The 24318-nt window shown below is 47.3% G+C and carries 19 protein-coding genes; 14 read left to right on the forward strand and 5 right to left on the reverse strand.

Translation table 11 applies throughout. The features are described from left to right. Positions 1-21: 21 nt before the first annotated feature. The 4 genes from BMX66_RS09980 to hemP form a co-directional block, all read right to left on the reverse strand. A complete protein-coding gene (locus tag BMX66_RS09980; RefSeq protein WP_090881743.1) occupies positions 22-1032 on the reverse strand; it encodes a DUF2325 domain-containing protein in 1011 nt (336 codons plus the stop codon). Between the two features lie 106 nt (positions 1033-1138). Beyond that, entirely contained in the window at positions 1139-1603 is a 465-nt protein-coding gene (gene bfr / locus BMX66_RS09985; RefSeq protein ID WP_090881745.1) for a bacterioferritin, read from the reverse strand. A 42-nt stretch (positions 1604-1645) separates the two neighbouring features. After that, a complete protein-coding gene (locus BMX66_RS09990) occupies positions 1646-1840 on the reverse strand; it encodes a (2Fe-2S)-binding protein (RefSeq protein ID WP_090881747.1) in 195 nt (64 codons plus the stop codon). Positions 1841-1868: 28 nt separating this feature from the next. Further along, entirely contained in the window at positions 1869-2054 is a 186-nt protein-coding gene (gene hemP / locus BMX66_RS09995) for a hemin uptake protein HemP (RefSeq protein WP_090881749.1), read from the reverse strand. Between the two features lie 498 nt (positions 2055-2552). Between hemP and BMX66_RS10000 the strand changes: the two genes are divergently transcribed. The 8 genes from BMX66_RS10000 (at position 2553) to BMX66_RS10035 (ending at position 14257) form a co-directional block, all read left to right on the forward strand. Further along, positions 2553-3344, forward strand: a complete 792-nt coding sequence (locus BMX66_RS10000; protein WP_369826979.1) for an ABC transporter permease — start codon at positions 2553-2555, stop codon at positions 3342-3344. Beyond that, a complete protein-coding gene (locus tag BMX66_RS10005; RefSeq protein WP_090881754.1) occupies positions 3334-4797 on the forward strand; it encodes an ABC transporter ATP-binding protein in 1464 nt (487 codons plus the stop codon). The genes BMX66_RS10000 and BMX66_RS10005 overlap by 11 nt, the downstream gene beginning before the upstream one ends. Positions 4798-4799: 2 nt before the next feature. After that, entirely contained in the window at positions 4800-6272 is a 1473-nt protein-coding gene (locus tag BMX66_RS10010; RefSeq protein ID WP_090881756.1) for a methyltransferase domain-containing protein, read from the forward strand. Positions 6273-6293: 21 nt separating this feature from the next. Further along, positions 6294-10538 carry a glycoside hydrolase family 99-like domain-containing protein gene (locus BMX66_RS10015; RefSeq protein ID WP_090881758.1) on the forward strand — a complete coding sequence of 1415 codons (4245 nt, stop codon included), beginning with the start codon at positions 6294-6296 and terminating at the stop codon, positions 10536-10538. Position 10539: 1 nt separating this feature from the next. After that, entirely contained in the window at positions 10540-11655 is a 1116-nt protein-coding gene (locus BMX66_RS10020; RefSeq protein WP_199679315.1) for a glycosyltransferase family 4 protein, read from the forward strand. Positions 11656-11670: 15 nt separating this feature from the next. Next, the gene (locus BMX66_RS10025; protein WP_090881760.1) at positions 11671-12519 is read left to right on the forward strand and encodes a class I SAM-dependent methyltransferase; all 849 of its coding nucleotides are present in this window, start codon (positions 11671-11673) and stop codon (positions 12517-12519) included. A gap of 588 nt (positions 12520-13107) precedes the next feature. Further along, complete coding sequence (locus BMX66_RS15665) at positions 13108-13308, forward strand: hypothetical protein (protein ID WP_147432049.1); 201 nt, start codon at positions 13108-13110, stop codon at positions 13306-13308. Position 13309: 1 nt separating this feature from the next. Continuing rightward, positions 13310-14257, forward strand: a complete 948-nt coding sequence (locus tag BMX66_RS10035; protein ID WP_090881764.1) for a glycosyltransferase family 2 protein — start codon at positions 13310-13312, stop codon at positions 14255-14257. Positions 14258-14582: 325 nt separating this feature from the next. On the opposite strand, the gene BMX66_RS15365 is transcribed toward BMX66_RS10035, so the two are convergent. Then, the gene (locus BMX66_RS15365; protein ID WP_143058222.1) at positions 14583-14921 is read right to left on the reverse strand and encodes a hypothetical protein; all 339 of its coding nucleotides are present in this window, start codon (positions 14919-14921) and stop codon (positions 14583-14585) included. Between the two features lie 548 nt (positions 14922-15469). On the opposite strand from BMX66_RS15365, the gene BMX66_RS10040 reads away from it, so the two are divergent. The 6 genes from BMX66_RS10040 to BMX66_RS10065 all read left to right on the forward strand — a co-directional run bounded on the left by BMX66_RS10040 (position 15470) and on the right by BMX66_RS10065 (position 24190). After that, entirely contained in the window at positions 15470-16711 is a 1242-nt protein-coding gene (locus BMX66_RS10040; protein ID WP_255398899.1) for an ABC transporter ATP-binding protein, read from the forward strand. Positions 16712-16870: 159 nt separating this feature from the next. Then, the gene (locus BMX66_RS10045) at positions 16871-17512 is read left to right on the forward strand and encodes a hypothetical protein (protein WP_090881768.1); all 642 of its coding nucleotides are present in this window, start codon (positions 16871-16873) and stop codon (positions 17510-17512) included. A 60-nt stretch (positions 17513-17572) separates the two neighbouring features. Further along, the gene (locus BMX66_RS10050) at positions 17573-21232 is read left to right on the forward strand and encodes a glycosyltransferase (RefSeq protein ID WP_158593413.1); all 3660 of its coding nucleotides are present in this window, start codon (positions 17573-17575) and stop codon (positions 21230-21232) included. A gap of 26 nt (positions 21233-21258) precedes the next feature. Next, positions 21259-21978 (forward strand): methyltransferase domain-containing protein, encoded by a 720-nt coding sequence (locus tag BMX66_RS10055; RefSeq protein ID WP_090881771.1) that lies wholly within the window; start codon positions 21259-21261, stop codon positions 21976-21978. A gap of 11 nt (positions 21979-21989) precedes the next feature. Next, positions 21990-23087 (forward strand): non-hydrolyzing UDP-N-acetylglucosamine 2-epimerase, encoded by a 1098-nt coding sequence (gene wecB / locus BMX66_RS10060; protein ID WP_304528645.1) that lies wholly within the window; start codon positions 21990-21992, stop codon positions 23085-23087. Continuing rightward, a complete protein-coding gene (locus BMX66_RS10065) occupies positions 23078-24190 on the forward strand; it encodes a glycosyltransferase family protein (RefSeq protein WP_090881775.1) in 1113 nt (370 codons plus the stop codon). The genes wecB and BMX66_RS10065 overlap by 10 nt, the downstream gene beginning before the upstream one ends. Positions 24191-24318 lie beyond the last annotated feature (128 nt).

Raw genomic sequence — 24318 nt, forward strand, 5'->3', positions numbered from 1 at the left:
TCTGCAAGATAACTGCCTATATCAAGGGGCGGCCGTAGAGAGCTTATCGCTGCCTGCGAGGGAAGCGGCTAATGCAGACAGTGTGGCAACTCCCTTGCGAAAAGTGGGCAGGCCGGAACGGTCGAGCAATACGCAGGGCTTGCCCGACCGTTTACAGTAGCGCTTTACAGTAAAATAAGTGTAGTGGTTTACGCAATCGACCGGACAAACCACCATATCGGCGTGAGCCAGCAGCGCAGGAAGATGGTCGGCGCCATTTCGCGGGCTGCGGTAGATGAGTAAATTACCGCCGGAAGTCTCCACAACCCGGCGGTATGCTGGGTACAGCGCGGCGCGCCCGCCTACGCACAGCACGCAACGTCCGGCGAGATTGAAACCTTGGCACGCTCCTGCTTGTGTCTCATCGCAAGTGTTGCGATATTGTCCGGACTCTGCGGTGGGCGCTACGGTAGCCGGGGCAGAGACTTTGACCAGTGGAATCCAATCCGTTTCGCCTGTTTCACCTGTATTGGGGGTCGGGCACACGAGGCGAGCTTCAGCATCGGCTAGTTTGCGCTCAAGTAAATCAATACGCTCAAGCAGTGCTTGCTGATTGTTGGTTGATTTCAATTCGGCAATGCGAGACTTGCTTTTCCCAAGGCGGGCTGTCCTGGTCAACCCCGTCCGCCCTATGAAGAGAGCCTTCATGTCGGTCCCGAAAAACCATTTAACGAGGCGGCCGAACTTCTTTCCCAGCAATTTCTGTGTGCGACTGGTGAAAGAGTTATTGAGAATATGGGAACTGGGGGAACTGGGGACACTGGGGAAACCGGGGGAACGGTGAGCGTTATCGGAGTGATTGCGCGCAGCCCCGCTAATGGCCTCTCGTCCCAGAGTGCATAGCAAATAAGCGGATATGGCATCTACACCACGAAGACAAGCGCGCAGCATAACGTCGGGGTGAGGTGCTTCTGCAATCGGAAAAGAGGCAGCGGCGCCTGAGGCGGCAGAGGCCGCCACGTTCGCTGAGGTCGTTGTGTCAAGCTGTTCCACAGCCCATACTCCGAAGCAAGGCAGAAAAAAAAGCTGGCTTGCCCTGGCATGGGCTGGCTGGCTAAAAAGCCGCTGGATGAGGAGCAACCAGCGGCAACGGATGCATTTACATCTGGCTTTGCAGCCAGTTCTGAATACCGACTTTCTGCATGACGTCCAGCTGCGTTTCCAGCCAGTCAATATGTTCTTCGGTATCCTCCAGAATTTCCTTGAAAAGCTCCCGCGACACGTAATCCTTGGCTGCTTCGCAGGCGGCAATGCCGCCAAGCAAAGTCTCGCGCGAAACCATTTCGAGCTTGAGGTCGCAATCAACGCACTCTTCAGCCTTTTCACCAATCAGGAGCTTGCCGAGTTCTTGCAGATTGGGCAATCCTTCCAGAAAAAGGATACGCTCTATCAGTGCATCGGCATGCTTCATTTCCTCTATGGACTCTTCGTATTCTTTTTTGCCCAGGCTGTCGAACCCCCAGTTTTTATACATGCGGGCGTGAAGAAAATATTGATTGATGGCCGTCAATTCATGTTGTAACTGGCGGTTTAACCATTGGATGATGTCTGCGCTGCTTTTCATATTGTGCCTCCTCAGGCGAGAATCTCGAATAAACGAGTGGGTTTATGTGGGATGATGTTGCGTCAAGGTTTTTTGCATCAGTGCTTTTTCCAGCACCTCCTTGGCGTGACAGGCACATATTCCGCATTGCTCGCTCACGCCCAGGCAGGTCTTTAAATCCCGCATCCGGTCGGCGCCCTGGCGGACAGCTTCACGGATTGCGGAATCGGTAACACCTTTGCAGACACAAATATACATGATGAGCGCCCTAAGTCTACTATTTATACTATTTGGTCAAAATCAACTTACCGTTGCGGGTGCGCCGCAAACGGTATTGCTCGCCCTGATGCTGAATAAATACTTCGTCGCCATGCGAAAACAGGGTATCGCTGTAGATGCGCTTTGTCCGATCCACCATGGCGAACTTCTGTTTATCGGCGTTGGTTTCCGGAACTGTGAGTAAATTAGCCATTTGGGTCACTTCCGCAATTATTAATGAGAATGATTCGTAATTATATTCAAGTTTCAACGAAAAGCAAGCGTGTGCGAAAAAATATTTGCATGGTTATTTTTGGGAGTTGATGAAGTTGATGGGCCGATGGGTAGTCGTAGATGAAGCGGCAGGGGGAATTGCCTGTCTCAAGAGCTGAACATTTTCCCGTGGCAACCCGAAAGTTAACCGCGAAAGTTACTTGAATGGGGTAAAATCTTTTTGTTATGCTGTGTCTGCCTAGACGGATCATCGATTGGATGGGTGTCGATCCTATCCGGCCGAGACGCCGTTCGCTTTTGATACTTTCGCGTAACGGCATACTGGCATGACTCAAGGAGCAATAAGACACGCGGTGGAATCGTTGAATTCAAGCAATCGATACCCGCAGCCAATGTCGTTCAGTTTGCTGCCGAAGTAGTACAGCCAAATCCTTTATCATCCAATCCAATGCAAAACTTTTCCATCTTGCCGCGTGAAATGGCTGCAAGCCTCTGGCGTAATCGAGGCTTGATCACCGCCTTGATAAAACGCGAAGTCATAGGACGCTATCGGGGCTCTGTCATGGGCATCGCGTGGTCATTCTTCAATCCCTTGCTCATGCTCGTAATTTATACGTTTGTATTTTCCGTCGTGTTCAAAGCGCGCTGGGGTGTAGGGGGAGAAGAAAGCAAAGCGGATTTCGCCATTATTCTGTTCGTCGGCTTGATTGTGCACGGACTGTTTGCGGAATGCGTCAACCGCGCCCCCGCATTGATCCTTTCTAACGTCAATTACGTCAAGAAAGTGATTTTCCCACTGGAAATACTCCCCTGGGTCGCATTCGGCTCGGCGCTGTTCCACGCGGCCATCAGCGTTGGCGTGTTATTGCTTGCACAGTTGATACTAAGCCACCCTATACCTTGGACTGTGATTCTTTTCCCTTTCGTCCTGTTTCCGTTGATTTTGATTGCGATGGGTTTTGCATGGTTTCTCGCGGCCTTCGGTGTATTTGTTCGCGATGTTGGGCAGGTCACTGGAATGTTCACTACCGTATTATTATTTCTTTCCCCAGTGTTCTACCCTTTGAGTGCCTTGCCGGTCAAATATCAGGGCTGGCTGCAACTGAATCCGCTCGCTTCTATCATTGAGGAAGGGCGAAAAGTGCTCGTTTTTGGACAATTACCCGATATTGGACAATGGGGCGTGATGACCGCAACTGGGATGTTAACTGCCTGGGCTGGTTTTGCCTGGTTCCAAAAGACGCGAAAGGGATTTGCCGATGTTCTCTGAAGCTGAAAATATCGAAAATTCTGATAGATCATCTCATCTTGAGAGAGAAGGAAAAAGAGAGCCGCTGAGTAATGAGAAGATCGGCGGGGGCGGGGATGCAATAGTAAGTTCGAATGATATCGTCATCTGCGTCCGGAATCTTTCCAAGTGCTATCAGATTTACGACAAACCGCATCATCGCCTCAAGCAATCACTGTACCCGCGCATGCAACAGCTCGTCGGTCAGTCCCAGAAACAATATTATCGGGAATTCTGGGCTCTTAAAGACGTTTCTTTTGAAATCAGAAAGGGCGAAACTGTTGGTATCATTGGAAGAAATGGATCAGGTAAATCCACGCTGCTGCAAATCATCTGCGGCACCCTGGCACCTACCGCTGGAGCTGTGGAAACGAATGGCCGTATCGCGGCCCTGCTGGAACTGGGCTCGGGTTTTAACCCGGAATTTACCGGGCGCGAAAACATATACATGAACGGCGCAGTGCTCGGGTTAACTAGCAAAGAAATCGATGACCGTCTTGATGCCATCGTGTCTTTTGCCGATATCGGCCAGTTTGTTGATCAACCCGTCAAGACCTATTCGAGCGGCATGTCGGTACGCCTTGCCTTTGCCGTACAGGCACAGGTAGACCCGGACATTCTTATCGTAGATGAGGCGTTATCAGTGGGTGATATCCGTTTTCAAAATAAGTGCTTTAGAAGATTTGATGAATTGAGAGAAAACGGCTGTTCCATTCTCTTTGTTACGCATAGCTTAAGTCAAGTTGACGCCTACTGTAAATCCGCCCTATGGCTCGAGGCGGGATGCCTCAAGGCCCAAGGCAAGCCTGCATCTTTAACACGTGCTTATACAAACCTAATGGTCCATGGACTATCTACGGCCAGTGATATAACTCAACAAGATAATTGTGATGAGAAGGCGGCTCAACCTCAAGACGAGAAACCTAGTAACAGCAATAAAAATTGGTTGTCGCTGAGTAATTGCAAAAACATAAAAAATCCTGGAATGGTTAACGTTAACCGCTTTCGTATCGGATTTAATGAGGGGTTTGGTTTAACAGAAGTAGAGAGCCAGCCAATAATCATAATCGTTGAATTTGAAGCTGAGTTTAGAGAGTTTGTATCATCCCCACTGCTAGCTTTGGGGATCCTTAATAATTTAAATGAACCTGTTATTCATTTCAATAGTTTCGCGACTCGGTGCAGCTTGGACAAGATAGCGCCTGGAGAAGTAGTTCAGTTTAAATATCAATTTACGATGCCTCCGCTTCGCCCTGGTGAATACTTGATAACAATCGGCATTGATGACGGCGTATCAAATGCGAGCACCGTGTTATGTCATATTTATGATCTATTTCCTTTTCGCGTTCGGACTGAGGATCCACTACATATGCAAAGTGGATATGTTGCGGTAGCTGATGCTACTATAGAAATGCGTACAGATAGGGATATCTAAATATGAACTATTTTTTACCTTCGACATATCGAATTCGCCAAAATCATGATCATTACCTTGATTCACCTAACCATTTGACATATCAGCCACATGTTTATCATTTAGCTTGTTTTTTAGCAGAAAGGTGCGGAGCAACATCAATTATTGATATTGGATGTGGTTCCGGGGAAAAACTCAAAGTATTCGGCAAAGACTATGAAATTATATGCATTGATTATGCTCCAGCGCTTGATCTGGCTAGACAGTCCATACCTCACGCTGAATTTATAGAATTCGATCTTGAAAATGGACTCCCAATAATTCCAAGCAAAATACTCGAAAGATCAATCGTCATATGTTCCGACGTGATAGAACACCTTAGAAAACCGGATCAACTAATGAGGGCTCTTGCCCGTCTGGCCGAATTAGTTCCCTATGTTTTGATCTCAACACCGGATCGCGATCGAGCACGCGGTTGGCTGGATAATGGACCGCCCGCAAACCCTGCGCACACGATGGAATGGAACGCTTCAGAGTTTGTGAGATTCATGCATGATTCTGGGTTTGAAGATATTCCTTTTTATGGCCATACAATCAATACAGATATTCACGAATTAAAATCAACGATTTTAACGATAGCAGGAACGCATGCGATCAGTCCTGTATCCGGTACACAAAAATTTCGTGTCGCAGCAGTAATTCATACTTTCAATGAATCGGATATTCTTTCGGAAGTTATTGAGTACTTGAACTTGCAAGGTGTAGAGGTGCACGTATTTGATAACTGGTCTACGGATGGATCATGGGAACTTATAAATAAACTGGGAAGTTTAGGAAAAGTGCAGCATGCGGCAAGATTTCCTGATAAACGTATTGGTGAATATCAGTGGAAATTACAACTGGAAAAAACAGCAGAATATTCAGAAAAACTAAATGTAGACTGGGTGATGCACTATGACGCCGATGAAATACGCTGTAGCCCGTGGAGCGGCATTTCATTAAAGGATGCGATCGAACATGTGGATAGACTTGGATATAGCGCTATTGATTTTACAGTTATTGATTTTCGCTTCTTGACGCGTCAGTCCAAGGTATCTAATAACTATCAGAATAATTTAAATCATTTCGAGTTTGGTAGAAGGCCCGGACATTTCAAACAAATTAAAGCATGGAAGAACATGGCTAAGGTGGACTTGGCCAGCAGTGGCGGACATGATGCAGTATTTCACGGAAGGAATATTTTTCCCCTGAAGTTTTTGACGAAACATTACCCGTTGCGAAATGCTTTACAAGCAAATAGAAAAGTTTTTCACGATAGGCTTCCCCGCATGGAGGCTGAGCGAAAGGCTTTTGGTTGGCATCGGCAATATGATGGATTTGGAGAAAACGGTGCCGTTAACGGTTGGGATTCGCATACGCTCGTGCCGTGGCATTCAACTTACTTCATGAGTGAATTCCTAGTGGAAAGAATAAGCGGCATTGGGTTGCAAAATTAAATTAAATTTTTTGAAGTCAAAATGAGTTCTCAGGAAAGTTACCTTCAAGCATTAGGTTATATTTTTGATACCGATTTGAAGATATGGACTCGTTCTGAATACGCCGGAATCGCGTACAGCGACGGCGATGAAGCCGAGCTTCGTATTGCCGGGATTATTGATCGCGCATCTGATATTACGGTTTTTTCTCCAGAGCTACGGCAACATTGTACTGATTGGCCGTCGCTCTATCATCTATCGGGCACTCGCGCCAATATTCTGCGACCATTTGCTGCTGCGCTCACGGGCGACATTCTTGAGATCGGCGCCGGCTGCGGCGCAATCACGCGTTACCTTGGCGAATCTGGTGCAAACATTCTCGCCCTTGAGGGCGGCCCCCGGCGCGCAGGAATCGCTCGCTCCAGAACACGAGACCTTGAAAATGTAATGGTGCTGGCAGAAAGATTCGATCATTTTCAAAGTGACCGCCAATTTGATGTGATTACCCTTATCGGGGTCCTGGAATATGCCAATCTCTTTACAGTCAGCGAGCATCCGGCGCTTACCATGCTCCAACGCGTTCGGTCTCTGCTAAAACCGGAAGGCAAGTTGATAATTGCCATTGAAAACCAGTTAGGACTGAAATACTTTGCCGGTGCACCGGAAGATCATCTCGGCCAACCCATGTATGGCATTGAGGGCCGCTATGCGGCAAATCAACCGCAAACTTTTGGCCGGGCCGTACTGGCTGATTTACTAAAAGAAGCAGACTTCGCTACGATCGAATTCCTGGCTCCGTTTCCTGATTACAAACTGCCCGTTTCGATTTTGACAGTTGAGGGTCTTTCCAGCAAAAGATTTGATGGCGCTGCCTTGGCATGGCAAAGTATAAGGCGCGACCCTCAGCTCCCGTCGAACACGAACTTTTCACTGGAACTGACTTGGCCGGAAGTATTCAAAAATAGATTAGCTCTGGATATGGCCAACTCTTTCCTGGCTGTAGCATCGCCATTGCAACAACAAGTCATCAGGCCGCAGGTGTTAGGGTATCACTACAGTACTGGCAGAGCTCCCCACTATTGCAAAGAAACCGTATTCGAGCATTTTGACGAGAATACGATAATAGTGAACTATCACATGATAGGCTGCCGCCAGCATGATGATCATGATGATGGGATAAACAAAATCATCAACTTTGCATGCCCACAAAAAACGATCTATGCAGAAGGCGTACCTCTGTCTTGGGAGTTTGTCAAAATAGTTACCCGCGACGGATGGTCTATTGAAGAGGTAGGCGCTTTCATTCGCCGCTATATAAATTTGCTCTCCCTGATTGCTAATCAAAAGGGAAATTCGGTTGCTACATCACTGTCACTATTAGCTGATAAATTGCCCGGTAATTTTTTTGACATAGTTCCGCAGAACATCATTGTCGATCATGACGAACGACCTGTTGTCATTGATATCGAATGGTCACTGAAGATTGACATGGAACTCGGCTGGCTCCTGTTTCGTTCGTTATTACTGATGATGCAGTCTGTCATGTATTTCGGCAAGAATTCATCAGGATACATCTTTACACGGCGTACATTTATTAAATCAGCGTTAGATGCGGGAGGCTATTCTTATACAGATGAAGATTTTTTACGCTTCATTAAATTGGAGACTGCCGTTCAGCAACAAGTGGGAGGGTGTTCATCAGAAGAGTTTCTAAATTGGTTGCCAGAGCAGTCTTTGCCTACTAATATCGTGGCTGAGCGCACTGCGACAGTGGCTGAGCGCACTGCGACAGTGACTGAACGAAATGCGGCAGTAGCCGAGCGCGACACACTTGCAGCAAAGCTCAAAGAATCGCAAGAGCAAATCTCCAGCATCGCCCAAAGTAACTCATGGCGCTTGACCCTTCCCTTGCGCGAAGTTCGCCGACGCTTGACCCTTCCCAAGCGCGAAGTCCGTTATCGGCTGTTAAATCCGCAACAGGCAAAGCACTTCATTAATCAAACATTTTATATAGCTCACCGTGTACCAGCCTCGATTCTCCGCCGAGCAATTGCCGTATATCGTGCGCTACCCATTGCGCCTCTAAAAAAACAAAAGCTGAAAACCACCGTTTTCCGCGTATTTGGTTTCGCGTTTGTGCGATTGGATGCCTACCAACGCTGGAAAGAGCACCGTCGGATTCAAACGGACTGGCCTACTTCAGAGCCAATAGCGCCGACTATTTCAATGGTTCCCGGGGCAATTGCCACTCTCCCTTGCACCGATGGCACATGGGAATGGAACGACTATAACGCCGTAAAATCGCGCATTTCCCAAATTAAGGCTCACCGACTTTCGCAAGTATCGCCTTCTCCGTTGGAACTGATCGACATTGGGAATGAGTCATTTGCATCTGCGGCGGCAAGAGTGAAATTACCCGCCCTGATAGCTGCGCCGGACGTTTCCATCATTCTCCCGGTATTCAATAACCTTAAACTCACACTTGAATGCCTGCTTTCGATTGCAGCGCATACTGATCCTGGAGTTTCTTATGAAGTTATCGTTGCTGACGATGCCTCCACCGATGAAACAGCGCAGGTAATCAGTTCGATACCTCATTTGCGCGTTGTCCGTAACGAAAGCAATCTGGGTTTCCTGCGAAACTGTAATCATGCTCTTGAGCATGCGCAGGGGAATTTTATTGTGTATTTGAACAACGACGTCCAAACCACTCCTCAGTGGTTGAACACCCTGCTAGGCACGTTTGATTTGTACCCGAATGTTGGTGCGGTGGGGCCTCGTTTTGTTTATCCCAGTGGTCATTTGCAAGAAGCTGGTGCAGTATTTCGCCCGGATGGAACCGCTGACATGGTCGGTCTCAATGAAGACTCTTCTCAGGCACGCTTCTCTTATACACGACGAGTGGATTATGTCTCTGGTGCTTGCCTGATGTTGCCAACTTCATTGGCAAAGCAACTCGGTGGATTTTCGGAAGATTTCTTACCCTGTTACTGCGAGGATAGCGACCTGTGTTTGAGAGTTCAGGAAGCCGGATATTACGTCTACTACAACCCGGCGACAACCATCGTGCATCATCTTTCCAAAACGACGGGCACGATTGACACAAGTTTCAAGCTGCGTTGTATTTCAAAAAATCTCGTCACACTTCAAAACAAATGGCTAAATCGCCTGGAGGGTTCAATGGTGCCCAAGGTTATAGCCTTTTATCTACCGCAATTCCATCCTATTCCAGAGAATGATAAATGGTGGGGTAGCGGCTTTACAGAATGGGCTAATGTTACCAAAGCACTGCCTAATTTTGTGAACCATTACCAGCCACGTCTCCCAGCCGACCTTGGCTATTACGATTTGCGCCTGCCTGAAGTCATGAAACAACAGGCTGAGCTCGCACGTCGCTACGGCGTTGAGGGCTTCTGTTTCTATTACTACTGGTTCGACGGCAAGCGCCTTCTCGATCGTCCTATAGAGCAGATGCTTGAAACCGGCAAGCCTGACTTCCCATTCTGCCTTTGCTGGGCTAACGAAAACTGGACGCGCCGATGGGATGGTCAGGATCAAGAGGTGTTAATCGATCAATCACATTCCTCCGGCGATGACGAGGCGGTTGTAATGGATCTGATCAGGTACTTCCGGGATGGGCGCTATATCCGGATTGATGGACGCCCCCTCATTCTCGTCTATCGTGTCACATTATTTCCGAATTTTTCCGAAACAGCAGCGCTTTGGCGCACCATTTGCATAGAGCAAGGTATTGGTGAGATTTATATCGCAATGGTGGAATCTATGGAGATGGTTCATGCCAACAAACACCCCAAGGAATATGGATGCGATGCTGCCGTGGAGTTTCCGCCGCAAGGGCTTGCTGAACAAAAGGCGCCTACGGGGAAAATTATTAACCCGGATTTTGCAGGAAGCGTTGGCGACTATCGCGATCTTGCGGTGCGCTACGCAACTCGCGAAGCGCCAGCGTACACGCGATTCAGGGGTGTTATACCTGGATGGGATAACACGGCACGGCGACAAAACAACAGCTTCTGCTTTGAACGCGCAACGCCGGGCGCGTTTCAGGCTTGGCTGGAGGAGATGATTGAACAGACCCGTATGCAGCAATACGGGGATGAAAGGCTGATTTTCGTAAATGCCTGGAACGAGTGGGCGGAAGGCGCCTACCTTGAGCCGGACCGTAGATTTGGTCACACATACCTAGAGGCAGTGCGTAATGCACTGGATGCTGCCAGTTTGTTACGTAAAGATAAATATGGGTTTGGAAATAATCAGGATGAGTAGCTTGAGCCATAAAATCTGCCTAGTGGGACATCCATACGCACCAACTGGGCGTGGAGAAGATGTGCGTTGCACCTATCGGGCGTTGCGAAGTGCCGCAATGAAACCTGCGCTAAGAGATATTTATGGATTGATCGCCCCAGATACAGACGAATTAACTGAGTTTTCTAACGCGTGCAAAGATACGCCGTCTGATATCAACATTTTTCACATTAATGGAGATGAGGTCGATCAATCCTTAGATCATTTATCATACCATCGGAAATGGAGCGGCTACAATATTGTCTATCCAGCATGGGAACTGGAGAGGTATCCCAAAGAATGGGCAGCCCAGCTTGATCGTTTTGCCGAGATATGGGCACCATCGCGATTTATACAAGAAGCGCTTGAGTCGGTTTGTACTCAGCCGGTTATCCACATGCCCTTGGCTTGCGAGATTTTGCTTTCATCATTTCTCTCAAGACGCTATTTCGGAATCCCCGAGTCGGAGTATGTCTTTCTCTTCTTTTTCGATGTACGTTCGTATTCAAAACGAAAGAACCCTCAAGCAGTAGTTGAGGCTTTCCGACGTCTTTTGTCACTACGGCCTTTCGCCAAAACTCGATTGGTCTTGAAGATTAATGGGGCAGAATTAGCCCCCCAGATCGTATCGCAATTGCGACAGGAGCTGAGCAACATGATTCATCATGTCACTTTCCTCCATCGGGTGATGTCTGACAATGAAGTAAAAAATTTGGTGCGCTGTTGTGATTGCTTTGTCTCTCTCCACCGATCAGAAGGATTTGGCCGTGGCATCGCGGAGGCTATGGTGTTCGGCAAGCCTGTCATTGCTACAGCTTTTTCGGGCAACATGGAATTCATGAATGCGGATGTTGCATTTAACGTCAGTTACAACTTGATTCCATTGCTTGATGGGGATTACCCATACTACCAGGATCAGTTCTGGGCAGAGCCCAATATCGATGAGGCAAGTCGGTACATGGCCGAATTAATTGATGATCCGCAAAGAGGGCGGGATATTGGCAGGAAGGCACGGCTTCATATGCTGATGAATTTCAGCTATCGCCAAATAGGGTTGCGGTATAGGGATCGTATCGAAAATATTTTACAAAGCAGATGAACCGAAAGGAAAGGCATGAATATGAATTATGTAGAGCTCGAACAAATTTCTAAAGAATCAGAAGTAAAGTTGTACCAGGCAATCCAGAAAATGACTCTGGAGGATCTGGGGATTCTATTGCTCGATCCTCTTGAGCACTATCCGTCCCTCAAGGCCTCTCTCCCCTCAATGCCGGCAGATGAAATACAAGTGGCTTGGACCGGCAACTCTGGCAAGGCATTAATGAAGCAATCGATTGCTTTTATTCGAACAGTAGCTGAGTTTTATGGACAAAATATCGACTCAAGCCTACAAAGTTCTAAAATCCTTGACTATGGATGTGGATGGGGGCGTCTGATTAGACTTCTGTATAAATATAGCCTCCCAGAAAATATCTACGGTTGCGATGCTTGGGAGCGTTCGCTGAATTTATGCACAGATTCCCATGTGCGCGGAAATTTGAAAATTTGTGACGAAATCCCGAAGCGTGTTCCTTACGACGGGGTGAAATTTGACTTTATCTACGCTTTTTCTGTGTTTACCCACTTATCCGAAAGAACTAGCCTTGCCGTTACATCCGCATTACGCGATGTAATTTCTGCGCAAGGGTTGCTTGCTGTAACCACGAGACCAATCGAATACTGGGACGCTCATGATCAGAAACAAAACCTTGTAGATATCGAGAAGATGAAGAATGAGCACAGGCTGGGTGGTTTCGCCTTTACACCACACGTTCGTCCTCCCATTGATGGCGAGGTGACTTATGGTGATACATCTATTTCTTGCGATTACATTTCCAAGCACTGGAATAGCTGGGAGGTTGTCGGGGAGCGCTCGTATTCTGCGGATCCATTTCAGAGGATCGTGTTTTTGAAGCCGGTATGAGTCTCGCATAGTCGACAGTTAATGTGAAAATATTCTTGCTCCATCTCTATTAATCATTCGAATAAAGGCTCGGATTCAAAGTTGAATCCGCCACCTTTAACCTATCGGGTAAGTTCAGTTTTGAAATTGCTGCAACGCCGCTGCGGTGACTATCACTGAGAACATTCCTGACAGATGCCTATTTGATAGACATTAGCATTTCCGATGATTACGACCGCGCTCAATATGATTTTCTTTCCCATGGCAATCAAACCACGTCCACTTTTTATTGATCATGACGATGTGATCAATATCGATTATGGGTATGCCTACCGTTGAGAGCGATTTGAATTGTCGAGGGCATTTTCGATTTTTGTCGAAAAGCAATTGAGCTTAATTACTTATCTTTATAGTCACTAATCAAGCAGGTATTGGCCGTGGTCATTATGCGGAACAAAATTCCATGAGCTTACATACTGGATATGCGGTGAGTTTCTGGCTCAAGGAATAAAAATTGAACAGGCTTATTTTTGTCCTTTTCACCCTGACTATGAAATAGACGACTATATGCAGGAATCAATCTTTCGTAAATCCGGACTAGGCATAATTATGGAAGCTGCACAGGAACATGAGCTAAACCTCGCATTATCTACTCTAGTCAAATCAGGTATAGAAGCAGGAATTGATGCTGGAGTGGGACACAATATTCTGTACCGGTCAGATAGAAATGGGCAGAACGTGCCACCATACACTAATAGCATAGATAACCTGCGCGATGCGGGAAATTATCTTATAAAAATTACTCATTGACATGGGTACCGTTACAGTTGTTATTGTTAACTGGAATGGCGGTACTTTACTGGATAAGTGCCTCGTGCATTTGACTCAACAATCACTTCTACCCGCTCGCATCCTCGTCATGGACAATGGCAGTACTGGTGGCTCAGCTGAACGAGCACGGCAAGTACCTAGGGTCACTGTGCGAATGCTTGGCGCTAACCTGGGCTTTGCGGGGGCTAATAACCGCGCACTGGATGAGTGTGATACGGACCTTGTAGCCTTACTGAACCCGGATGCCTTTCCCGCCGCGGACTGGTTAATGAACTTGGTCTCTACTGCACGTGCACACCCCAATGTAGCTGTTTTCGGATCACGGCAAATGGTACATGAGGCACCCACCAAACTGGATGGTATCGGAGATATTTATCACATTTCCGGATTAGTCTGGCGTGATGGACATAGTCGTGTCAAATGCGCTGGGGATGATATTGCCTGTGAAATTTTCTCTCCGTGTGCTTGCGCGGTACTTTATCGCCGCGATGCTTTAGTAAGAACGGGCGGGTTTGATGAAGACTATTTTTGTTACGTCGAGGATATTGACCTTGGGTTTCGATTGCGGCTTGCAGGGCACACTTCTATATATGTCCCGAATGCGGTAGTGCATCACGTTGGAGCAGCAAGTTCTGGTGGGAGACATAGTGATTTTTCTGTTTATCACGGCCATCGAAATCTGGTCTGGACATTTATCAAGAATATGCCGGGGGTTTTGTTCTGGGCACTACTTCCACTACATATACTTTTAAATTTTGTAACCATAGTACATTTCTCCACACGCGGACAAGGCAAAGTGATATGGCGGGCAAAGCGGGACGCAATTAAAGGTATTCCTCGAATGTGGCACAAGCGGCGGAGAATTCAAGCTAATCGGCGAGCTACTATTGTGGACATCTGGCGCGCTCTGGATAAAAGGCCGTTCTAGCGCAAATGTTTCGATATTGAATGCCGTTACGATTATAGCTTAACTGAAACGGCAATTTTTCAGAGAGAGTACTGTCGAATTGCCTCAAAAAAAAGTAACCGAAGGAGTGCCATTAAGAGGATACGTTGCCTCAAATTGTTGGTAACCGAATCAAACGGGGGTTACCGACATGGGTAAGACATGAGAAACGGATCTATCTTGAGGCAACACGTAGTCGCTATCGTAAGACCAGACGGGCTGACAAGAGCAGGACTGGCGAGGTTCCGCTCGGTGTACGATTATCAGCGCAAGTACTCCATCCGGCTATTGGGGACAACCTACCAGATCAACGCCATCCCGGCGCGACCTTCGCAATACAATGAGCCTCTTTTTCTGATGGCGTTAAGAAAGATGGCTTGCAACCGATCAGTATGATATAGCAAAAGCGGTGGAGCAAGCCTTGGCCAACTGCTCTGATCGAGAAAGCATGACGCAATTCCGAGAGAATTATTCGTGGTCGATTCGGCTTAGTCTGGCAAATATTTTCACACTGTGCTCTGGAAGCTGACATCTCTACGGGATATTTACCTCCAAAAAAGAAAAATAGAGCGTCATTTCCAATTTCTTGACCATTCTCTTGAGAAACCAGCATAACTGGCGGATCGCCACAAGGAATATCTGACATTTTACATCCACAAATATTGACTTGATTATCCTTACGCCTAAACAGGCAAGCTCTGGCCTATTTGCCAACAGTGGCTTTACCCATCACTTGAAGTATCTACAATGTATGTTGGCAGATGCCAGTTTTTTCGCTATCGTATTGGCATCGACCAGCATAGAAGAGTGTCATGCACGTAAACCTCAAAAAGTTGAGCACAGCGCGCCAGCTCGCATACCTACAGGAACCCCGGAAGCTGCCAGTTATGCTGGAGCCAGTTCCTGCAAATTGAGATGATAACAAGCGCAAGACAGAAAGGAATTTGATCAATGTTCTCTGAAACCGGCAACATGCGAAATACACCCTGCGTCATACCGGCTTCAGAAGAAGAGCAAAAATAGCAGGATGAAGAGAAAAGCTTCTGCGCTGAAAGTGTTCTAATGAGTTCCGGTTACGTCGCCCTCCCTGGCGATATCGTCATCCGCGTCCAGAATATATCCAAATGCTACCAGATTTATGATGTCCCCCGCGACCGCCTCAAGCAGTTTATTGTTCCTCGCTTGCAACGGCTGGTGAAGCAGACGCCTAAAAAATATTTTCGTGAATTTTGGGCGTTAAGGGATATTTCGTTTGAAATCAAAAAAGGCGAAACCGTAGGCATCATCGGGCGCAATGGTTCGGGTAAATCTACTCTGTTGCAAATCATCTGCGGTACGCTCGCGCCCTCTGCTGGCAGTGTGGAAACCAAAGGCCGTATTGCAGCCCTTCTGGAGTTGGGCTCGGGATTCAACCCGGATTTTACAGGGCGAGAAAACGTCTACATGAACGGTGCTGTGCTTGGATTAAGCCGCAATGAGGTCGATGAGTATTTTGATGCCATCGTGTCGTTTGCGGATATTGGCCAGTTTATTGATCAACCCGTCAAGACGTATTCTAGCGGCATGTCGGTGCGCTTGGCCTTTGCCGTACAGGCCCAAATCGACCCCGATATTCTTATTGTTGATGAGGCGCTCTCTGTTGGAGATGCAAAATTCCAGGCCAAGTGTTTCACACGTCTGCAACAACTTAAGGAGGGTGGCACAAGCATTTTGCTTGTCACTCACTCAAGCGATCAAATAGTGACACATTGCTCCTCCGCGATCTTGCTGAACGGTGGAATGCAGCTTGAAGCAGGCGAACCGAGACGGGTGATAAACCGGTATATGGATTTGCTATTTGGCAAGGAAAAACGTGACATTGGTACTTCGCGAGTGCAACCATCAGATGAATCTGCGCAAGTTGCCGCCAAGGTTAAAGCTGCTTATCAACTAAGCAAAGCGGATGACGTCTTTGCCACCCGTGCGGGATACAATTCCCACGAATACCGTTGGGGCGATGGTACAGCGTCTATTCTCGATTTTTTTCTGGCAGCGGACGATAAGCCCTATCCCTCAGCAATTACTGCTGGGCAAAGCGTCACACTCGCAATATCAGTGAAATTTCACCGTAATATGCTACGTCCGATGCTAGGGATCACCATCAAGACAAAGGATGGCGTAACGGTAGCCGGAACCAACTCGGAACTTGTCGGTCTTCGGGATCTGCAGGTGCTTTTGAAAATTGGGTCAGTAGTGCACGCGGAGTCCGAGTTTAGATGCGGACTTGGTCCAGGTGATTATTTTATTTCCCTAGGCGTTGTTACGCGGGAAAATGAGGAAACAATCCCGCATGATCGGCGTTATGACTCGATACATTTTGTCGTTCGGCCGCACAATCAGTTTTATGGCCTTGCTGACCTTGAATTTAACATGGTGATTACCGAAATATCAGTATGAGTTCTGTTATTAAGCTGTTACTCAAATTCCATATTCCAGTTAGCAATAACTCAACCCTGAAAAGGGTTGAACGTCTGGATATTACATTTGTTGATGTGCTCCTTGATAAAAAAGCCCCAGCGGGAATATAAAATCTCTTTATCGAACTGCCAAGACAATATGTTTGAAATTCGTGGGGAAGGTATTATACAAGTTGCCGCGGAAGGCCATAGAAGCTATGTGGGCGGCAATGATCAATATTGGGATGAAATTGGAAGACTTCAGTTCGAATTTCTGCTAAAAAACGGGCTTACCGAAGATACGTTACTCCTGGATATTGGTTGTGGATCCTTGCGTGGAGGGTGCCTATTTATAAATTTCCTGGCCGAGAAAAATTATCTTGGCATAGACAAGGAACTATCGCTAATTATCCTGGGCGTTGCCACCGAGCTTGGTATTGAAGCTTATTTGGAAAAAAAACCCGAGTTTGTGATATCTGCGGAATTTGAGTTCGTCAAATTCTCGAGGATTCCGACAATGGCGATTGCGCAATCGATTTTCACGCATCTTACGCAGGATGATATCGACCTTTGCTTGAAAAACTTGCGTGAATTTGTGCACGAAGGATTTGTGCTATTCGCAACCTATTTCCCGAGTGAGACCCGGGCTTCAAACCCGTCAAGGTCGCATTCTCATGCTTGCTTTCACTACACCGTAAATGAAATTTCGGCCCTTGCCCAGCGAGCCGGTTTCAAGTTTGAAAATATTGGTGACTGGGGACATCCCCGCGGTCAACATATTGCTGCGTTCAGAAAGTTATAGGCGCTCATGGAAAAGACCATCGTTTGCATATTGGGAATGCATCGGTCTGGGAGCTCGTATGTGGCTGGCCGTATCCGCGGAATGGGAATCGACTTTGGGCATGACGAGGAACTTATTGAGGGAGACGCCTATAACGAACTCGGCTATCATGAAAATAAAGACCTATCCTACCTCGGAGAAGAAATATTAATTGCGCTCGGCGGAGATCATATGCGTCCGCCTTTTCTCGAATCAGGTTGGGAAACGTCTTCTTTGCTCGATCCTTTCAGGGCTAAAGCGAAACTTCTTGTAGATACGAAGTTCGGAACATCCCCGGCTTGGGGGTGGAAAGACCCGAGAACAAGCCTCCTGCTTCCATTTTGGAGGCAAATCTTCCTCCCCACCCATTATATTATAACCATCAGAAACCCACTGGCGGTCGCCGAGTCGTTACTGCGGCGTAACGGTATTGCGATACGGCATGGCAGTGAACTCTGGTTTTTACACGTGGCCTCAGCGATAGCTAACACGCGAGGCTTCAAGCGTAAATTTGTGTTTTTTGAGAATGCGAGCCAGTCGCCGCTTCAGCTCGATAGGGAACTCGCAGAATTTCTATCTATAGATGATAGTACTGCTTCCAGTTCTGGCGCCGCACCTGAATTCGCGGATACCTTGGTTCATCATAAACAGACTGACGAGCAGGTTTATGCAAACACGGATATTCATTCACTCGCTAAAGCGCTTTATCGCACACTACGTGAACTTCAACGGTTAGAGGATCGAAGTACCCCCGATTTCTTATGCATTGACAATGATGAGCCGAGCTATCAAATTACCTCAATCGCGCACATTGTTGAAACAGAACCTTCGCTTCTTATTAACCCTCAAGTGTTACCCAATTGCCTGACCTCAGAAACCAAAATCGCCGAATATTCCAAAGCTGAACTTAATAAGATCATTGCTGAACATAGCCAGCAGATCGCAAACCTTGAGCAGACTCTTACAGAGCGCTCCAACCATATTCATGAACTGAGTTCCGTTAACAGTCAACTCCGTGCTGAATCTGCGGCTTTATTTGCAAGGCTTGAAAATATTCTTCAAAGTAATTCATGGAAACTTACGAGACCACTTAGAGGACTTTCAAGGGCCGCTCGACATGGAGTTTCTCTTCCCTCGTCGAAGCAACTCTTATATCAGTTAGTAAGAATCGCAGGAAGAAAGTTGCCGATTCCACTAAAGGTTAAGGCATCTTGCAGAAATGCGCTACTGGAGTTTGTTTACTCTGGTCAAAGCAGCTCCAGGCCAGGAATTCAGGCGCCTACTCCTGAAGCACTAGGCCAACTAGATCCAACGATGAAGCCTGCATGCTGCGGCCTGAAGGTGGGTTTAGTAAGCGTAGTACTGCCCGTATATAACCAAGCCAACCTGCTTGGCGAATCGATTGAAAGCGTTTTAGCGCAGACTTACAAGCAATTTGAACTCATCGTAATAAATGATGGCTCGACAGACGACGTAGAGGCTGTTCTTGAGCGTTATGCCGATAATCTGAAAGTGAGGATATATAGTCAACCCAACCAGAAATTACCTAAGGCACTGACCAATGGATTTGCCTATGCACAAGGTGAATTTTGGACCTGGACGTCTGCTGATAATCTCATGGAGCCGACGATGCTGGAACTGTTGGTTGAGAAATTACAGTCGGAGCCAACGGTTGATATGGTCTATGCGGATTACCTAGCTATTGATGACCGCGGGGAGTTACTTCAAGACCCAACATGGCGCGCTCATAATCGCCCCTTTCCAACTACGGGTGAAATACGTCTTCCCAGGTCAGTCAGAACGCTAAATACAGTTCAGGATAATTTTATCGGGCCTTGTTTTATGTATAGGGGGTGGATTGGAAGATGTCTGGGTGAGTATGACCCCCAGCTAGGAGTGGAAGATTATGATTATTGGATGCGGATCAACGCGTTCTTCAAAATAGATCATTTAGGAAAAGAGAAATGCCTATATCGGTACAGGGTTCACGACAATACCCTGAGTGCGAATGCGCATGGACACCGGATTTTTGAAAAAGTCAGCGCGCTGATAGGGTACGAAAAGGAACGGGCGAAGCTATATAAAACGCCGATAGCGTACGCAGTAGATGATGTTGGTTTCAAGTGGTTGACCTTATTCGGTGTCGACCACCACAGCATTAGTAATATTGAAGACGTGGATAATCAATCTACCCCCAAGTCGACCTTGATAATAATCGGAATTAACACACTTGAAAAATACTTCGTTGTATCGCATCGTGCTGAAAATTACCTGGTTGTAATTTTTGACGATATGGCCGCAGACTACGTAAAACTAAAACGTCTATGCCCAGAAAGCACTATGGTTCTCGCGGGCGACGAGAAAATTGCAGCACGCGTTCGGTTGGTAACCGATTTGCCGATATTTGACGCCACTTCTGCTCGGGCACATACCGCAGTGGTCGCATTTTATAAAAATAAATGTCTCCTGAATACGACAAGAAAGGCGGAAGAGCGGCATAGGCTACCATCCAAGGAGCAATTTTCCAGCAATGCTCGGCATCGTGTCCTGCTTCAAGTGGATAATTTTACTCAGGGCGGAATGGAAAATGTCGTCATCGATCTGGCCGTATCGTTAAAGAAACTAGGCACTGAGGTGTCAATTGCTATCCTCGGAAAGGAGGGCAACGCTGCGGCTGTAGCGCGCGAGCAAGATCTGGATGTAACATCTTTCGGCTGCCCTCCGGCCAAGGAAGCGTATGAGGCTTATCTTAAAAAGAGAAACATTGGCTTAGTTAATGCGCATTTCAGCGTGTTCGGGGCTGAAGTATGTGTGGCTCTGAATATTCCCTTCTTACAAACGATTCATAATTCCTATGTTTGGTTTGACCCTGACGTTACGGCAAAATACAAATATTCAGACGTATATACATCTGCATATATTTGTGTATCCGCAACCGCTGCACGATATGCAGATATTGTCCTGGGACTCGACGTCTCAAAGATGAAGATTATCCCAAACGGGACTGATCCAGACTCTATTGAGCATACCAAATTCAAGCTGAATCGTAAAAATCTAAGAAATCGCTGGCATATCGATTCTGGATCCCCTGTTTTCTTGAATGTGGCGTCGATAATGGCCACTAAAGCTCAGCTGGCCTTGGTTAGCGCATTCTCAGAAGTACTAAAGACAAAACCTTCCGCCCGTTTGGTTCTATTGGGAAGTGTTATGGAATCATCATACCAAGATGAGATTGAAAAACAAATTGCCGCCCTGGATATACAGGACAGAGTGATACTTGCCGGTTATGATAGAAGTGTCGCGAAATACTATCACGCTGCAGACGTTTTTGTGCTTCCATCATATTGGGAAGGTTGGAGCTTATCTTTGGGCGAAGCAATGGTAAATGGCTTGCCCTGTGTAATAACCGAAGTCGGGTCATCGTACGAGTTTTACGGGTACGAAAGAGTAGAGATCATAAAGCCACCATTTGGTGACATCACGCGGCTAAATTACCTTAATCTTGGTAATTATGTCTACGGCAGAAATATTGAGTTTGAAAAACAGCTCGCTGATTCGATGGTCAGAGCAGCAGACAAGCCACGGTTGGAAATAGATGAGCATCTGAGGCAAAAATTGGATCGCGAAATCGCGTATAAAGACTACGCATCATTCTTCTCTCAAATTCGTGCATTAGAAAAGGCGGGTAAATTTACTCATTAATAAAGCAAATAAGGATTTTTTTCAGGATGAATCCATGTTTAGGCGAAGATATTGACCGTAAAACCCTCGATAAGATCTCCCGCCTTTTAGGTGGTACCTATGCCCCTGAAACGAGCAACGAAAATGCTCAGTTGCGGGAATTGGCTTTCTGGCGATGGGTTGCCTATGAAGGCTACAATGGGCAGCCGCCCAGAAGTTTTCCTGAGCACCAGCGGCGATTCATGTCGAGCTGTTATAACAAGACGGGTTGGGCTAAAAATCGCTTTTCCAATAAGACTATTTTTGAGCTAGGGTGCGGTCCCCTTGGCATGATTGAGTATATTCCGGCTTTGAAGCGTTACGCTTTCGATCCCTTGAATCAACATTATTCCAAGCTGTTTAAAAATGCTAGAAGCAGCGATATCGATTATCTTGGATGCGAAAGTCAACTCGATGAAATGCCGAAGGCAGACCTGGGTATTTGCTTTAATGTTCTAGATCATACGCCTGATGCAAGAACCTGCTTCGATCTGTTGCTATCCAAGATCGTAGAGGGAGGGGCCTTCTTAATACAGGTCAACACGATCAGGAAGGAGTTAAAACGGACGGTAGAGCACGAGTCGATGCATCCTAGCCCGCTGACTTTTGATCGGATCCATTCTTGGGTTCAGGCTGTTAGTAAGGATGTTAAGTATGAGCTAAGCAATCAGCCCTCTGCTGATAACGAGTTCTTCTTTATGTGCTGGGGCACCAAGTCATTACGGTGAGTACTGTGAAGGTGCTTTGCGTTGCCGGCACCAGACCGGAGGCCATTAAGATGGGACCGGTCATTCTGGCTTTGAAAAACGAAACTTGGGCAAACGTCCGAGTTCTTGCCACAGCACAACATCGAGGTCTACTGGATCAGGTTCTGCGAATTTTTGAAGTTGAGCCAGATATAGACCTCGATATCATGCGTCCCAATCAGGCGTTGCCGGCTCTTACCGCACGTCTGTTGCTTAGCATTGAGGATGTGCTTGAAGCCGAGAAGCCGGATGTCGTGCTTGCTCAAGGCGATACCACGACAGTGATGACAATTGCGCTTGCTTGTTTCTACCACAAGGTCCCATTTGGGCATGTTGAAGCGGGTTTGCGCACCGGTGATATGGCAAAGCCATTTCCTGAAGAGATGAATCGGGTGGTGACGGGCAGATTGACGAAGTGGCACTTTGCCCCTACCGAGAGCGCGAGGCAGAATCTGCTGAAGGAAGGCATTGAGAACCGTGATATATTCGTGACTGGCAATACGGTGATTGATGCGTTGCTGAGCGCCGCTGAACGCAAAATCCCCCTTCCATTCAGGCTGGATCCGGATAGGCGCTTGATTCTCGTGACGGCACATCGCCGGGAAAATTTTGGCGAGCCATTCCGGGAGATTTGTCGAGCTATTCTGGCGCTGGCGGAACGCAATGAAGATGTGCAGGTTGTGTATCCGCTGCACCCCAACCCTAATGTCTGTGAGGTGGCTTCTCAGATTCTGGGTGATCATCCCAGAATCACCCTTTGCGAACCTCTGGACTATCTGCCATTTGTCGAGGTCATGAAACATGCTTATCTGATCCTGAGCGATTCGGGTGGGGTACAGGAAGAAGCTCCCGCATTGGGTAAGCCTGTGCTGGTTCTTCGACGCGAGACCGAGCGGCCTGAAGCAGTTCAGGAAGGCGTGGTAAGGCTGGTGGGGCCGGATTTTGATGAAATCACCAGCACAGCGCAACACTTGCTGGATGACAAAATGGTCTACGCTGAGATGGCGCGTGGCGTTTCACCCTATGGCGATGGCAAGGCGGCAGGACGCATTGCCGCAGTGTTGCGGGACCATTTTGCCGCGTGCGTTTGATTTATCTTTCCCCGGTTCCCTGGAATAGTTTTTCGCAGCGTCCGCACGAACTGGTCAGATATTTTCACTCGTTTACCAATGGCGAAGTTCTTTGGGTTGATCCTTATCCGGGTCGATTCCCGGCGCTGTCCGATTTGCTGAACCAGCGCCCAAAATCGGGCAGCATGGATTGCAATATTCCAACCTGGCTGACAGTCATAAGACCCAAGGCCTTACCCATCGAACCATTGCCATTTTCCGATGCGGTTAACCGCTTGTTGTGGGATCATGTTGAATTGACAGCCGATTGTTTTGCAGATAACTCAACCGTTTTGGGTATTGGGAAACCGACAACTCTGGCATTGCGCTTGCTCTCAAAACAGTGCTTCAGTTCATCTTTTTATGATGCAATGGACGATTATCCAGCCTTTTATGGAGGCTTGTCTCGACTCGCAACTGCAAGCAGGGAAGACAGGATAATAAGTAAGGTATCAACGATCTTAACATCATCTTCTGCGTTACTAGATCGGTTGCGGCATTTGGCGGGCGACGTCCGCCTGGTTCTGAACGCATGTGCCGCAGATAGACTGCCTGAACTGCCAGAAGCATGGACGAAGGGCGCACAAGTCCCAACGATTGGTTATGTCGGAACGATTGGGCATTGGTTCGACTGGGAGCTTGTCATTGCACTGGCAGAAGCGACTCCCGAAGCACGTTTTCGTCTAATCGGCCCCATGTATGTGCGGTCTCCGGCTCTTCCCCCTAATATTTGCCTGGAGCCTCCGCTTCCTCACTCGGAAGCACTACAGGCCATGAATCAGTTCCACGTCGGTTTAATCCCATTCAAAAAAACAACACTTACCGCTTCTGTAGACCCTATCAAGTTTTATGAATATCGGGCGCTGGGGATGCCGGTAATAAGCTCAGCTTTTGGGGAGATGTCGTTTAAGGGGGAAAGTGATGGTGTATACCTTATCGATCGGAACTCTAATATGGCAAAGGTGGTGGAGCAAGCCTTGTCCAACTGCACAGAACAAGAAATCACGGCGCAATTCCGAAAGGATAATTCGTGGGAGAGCCGATTTAGTCAGGCAAATATTTTCGCTCGGCGCTCTGGAAGCTGATATCTCTGGATAACCTTCAGGAAAGAAAAACAGGTGTCATCTATTTCCAATTTCCTGAACCCTATTTCCCCGGAAAAGGGTATAGCTGATCTCTTGCACGGGCGGCCCGCATGGTTTATGGTGCTCCT

Source organism: Nitrosovibrio sp. Nv6, assembly GCF_900110495.1.
In the GTDB taxonomy this organism is placed as follows: Bacteria; Pseudomonadota; Gammaproteobacteria; order Burkholderiales; family Nitrosomonadaceae; genus Nitrosospira.

Coding starts and splice junctions, on each gene's coding strand:
- BMX66_RS10055 (WP_090881771.1), top strand. CDS start 21,259: ATGAATCCATGTTTAGGCGAAGATATTGACCGTAAAACCCTCGATAAG.
- BMX66_RS10010 (WP_090881756.1), top strand. CDS start 4,800: ATGAACTATTTTTTACCTTCGACATATCGAATTCGCCAAAATCATGAT.
- BMX66_RS10000 (WP_369826979.1), top strand. CDS start 2,553: ATGGCTGCAAGCCTCTGGCGTAATCGAGGCTTGATCACCGCCTTGATA.
- bfr (WP_090881745.1), bottom strand. CDS start 1,603: ATGAAAAGCAGCGCAGACATCATCCAATGGTTAAACCGCCAGTTACAA.
- BMX66_RS15365 (WP_143058222.1), bottom strand. CDS start 14,921: ATGTCAGATATTCCTTGTGGCGATCCGCCAGTTATGCTGGTTTCTCAA.
- BMX66_RS10025 (WP_090881760.1), top strand. CDS start 11,671: ATGAATATGAATTATGTAGAGCTCGAACAAATTTCTAAAGAATCAGAA.
- BMX66_RS10035 (WP_090881764.1), top strand. CDS start 13,310: ATGGGTACCGTTACAGTTGTTATTGTTAACTGGAATGGCGGTACTTTA.
- BMX66_RS10015 (WP_090881758.1), top strand. CDS start 6,294: ATGAGTTCTCAGGAAAGTTACCTTCAAGCATTAGGTTATATTTTTGAT.
- hemP (WP_090881749.1), bottom strand. CDS start 2,054: ATGGCTAATTTACTCACAGTTCCGGAAACCAACGCCGATAAACAGAAG.
- BMX66_RS10005 (WP_090881754.1), top strand. CDS start 3,334: ATGTTCTCTGAAGCTGAAAATATCGAAAATTCTGATAGATCATCTCAT.
- BMX66_RS10045 (WP_090881768.1), top strand. CDS start 16,871: ATGTTTGAAATTCGTGGGGAAGGTATTATACAAGTTGCCGCGGAAGGC.
- BMX66_RS15665 (WP_147432049.1), top strand. CDS start 13,108: ATGGAAGCTGCACAGGAACATGAGCTAAACCTCGCATTATCTACTCTA.
- BMX66_RS09990 (WP_090881747.1), bottom strand. CDS start 1,840: ATGTATATTTGTGTCTGCAAAGGTGTTACCGATTCCGCAATCCGTGAA.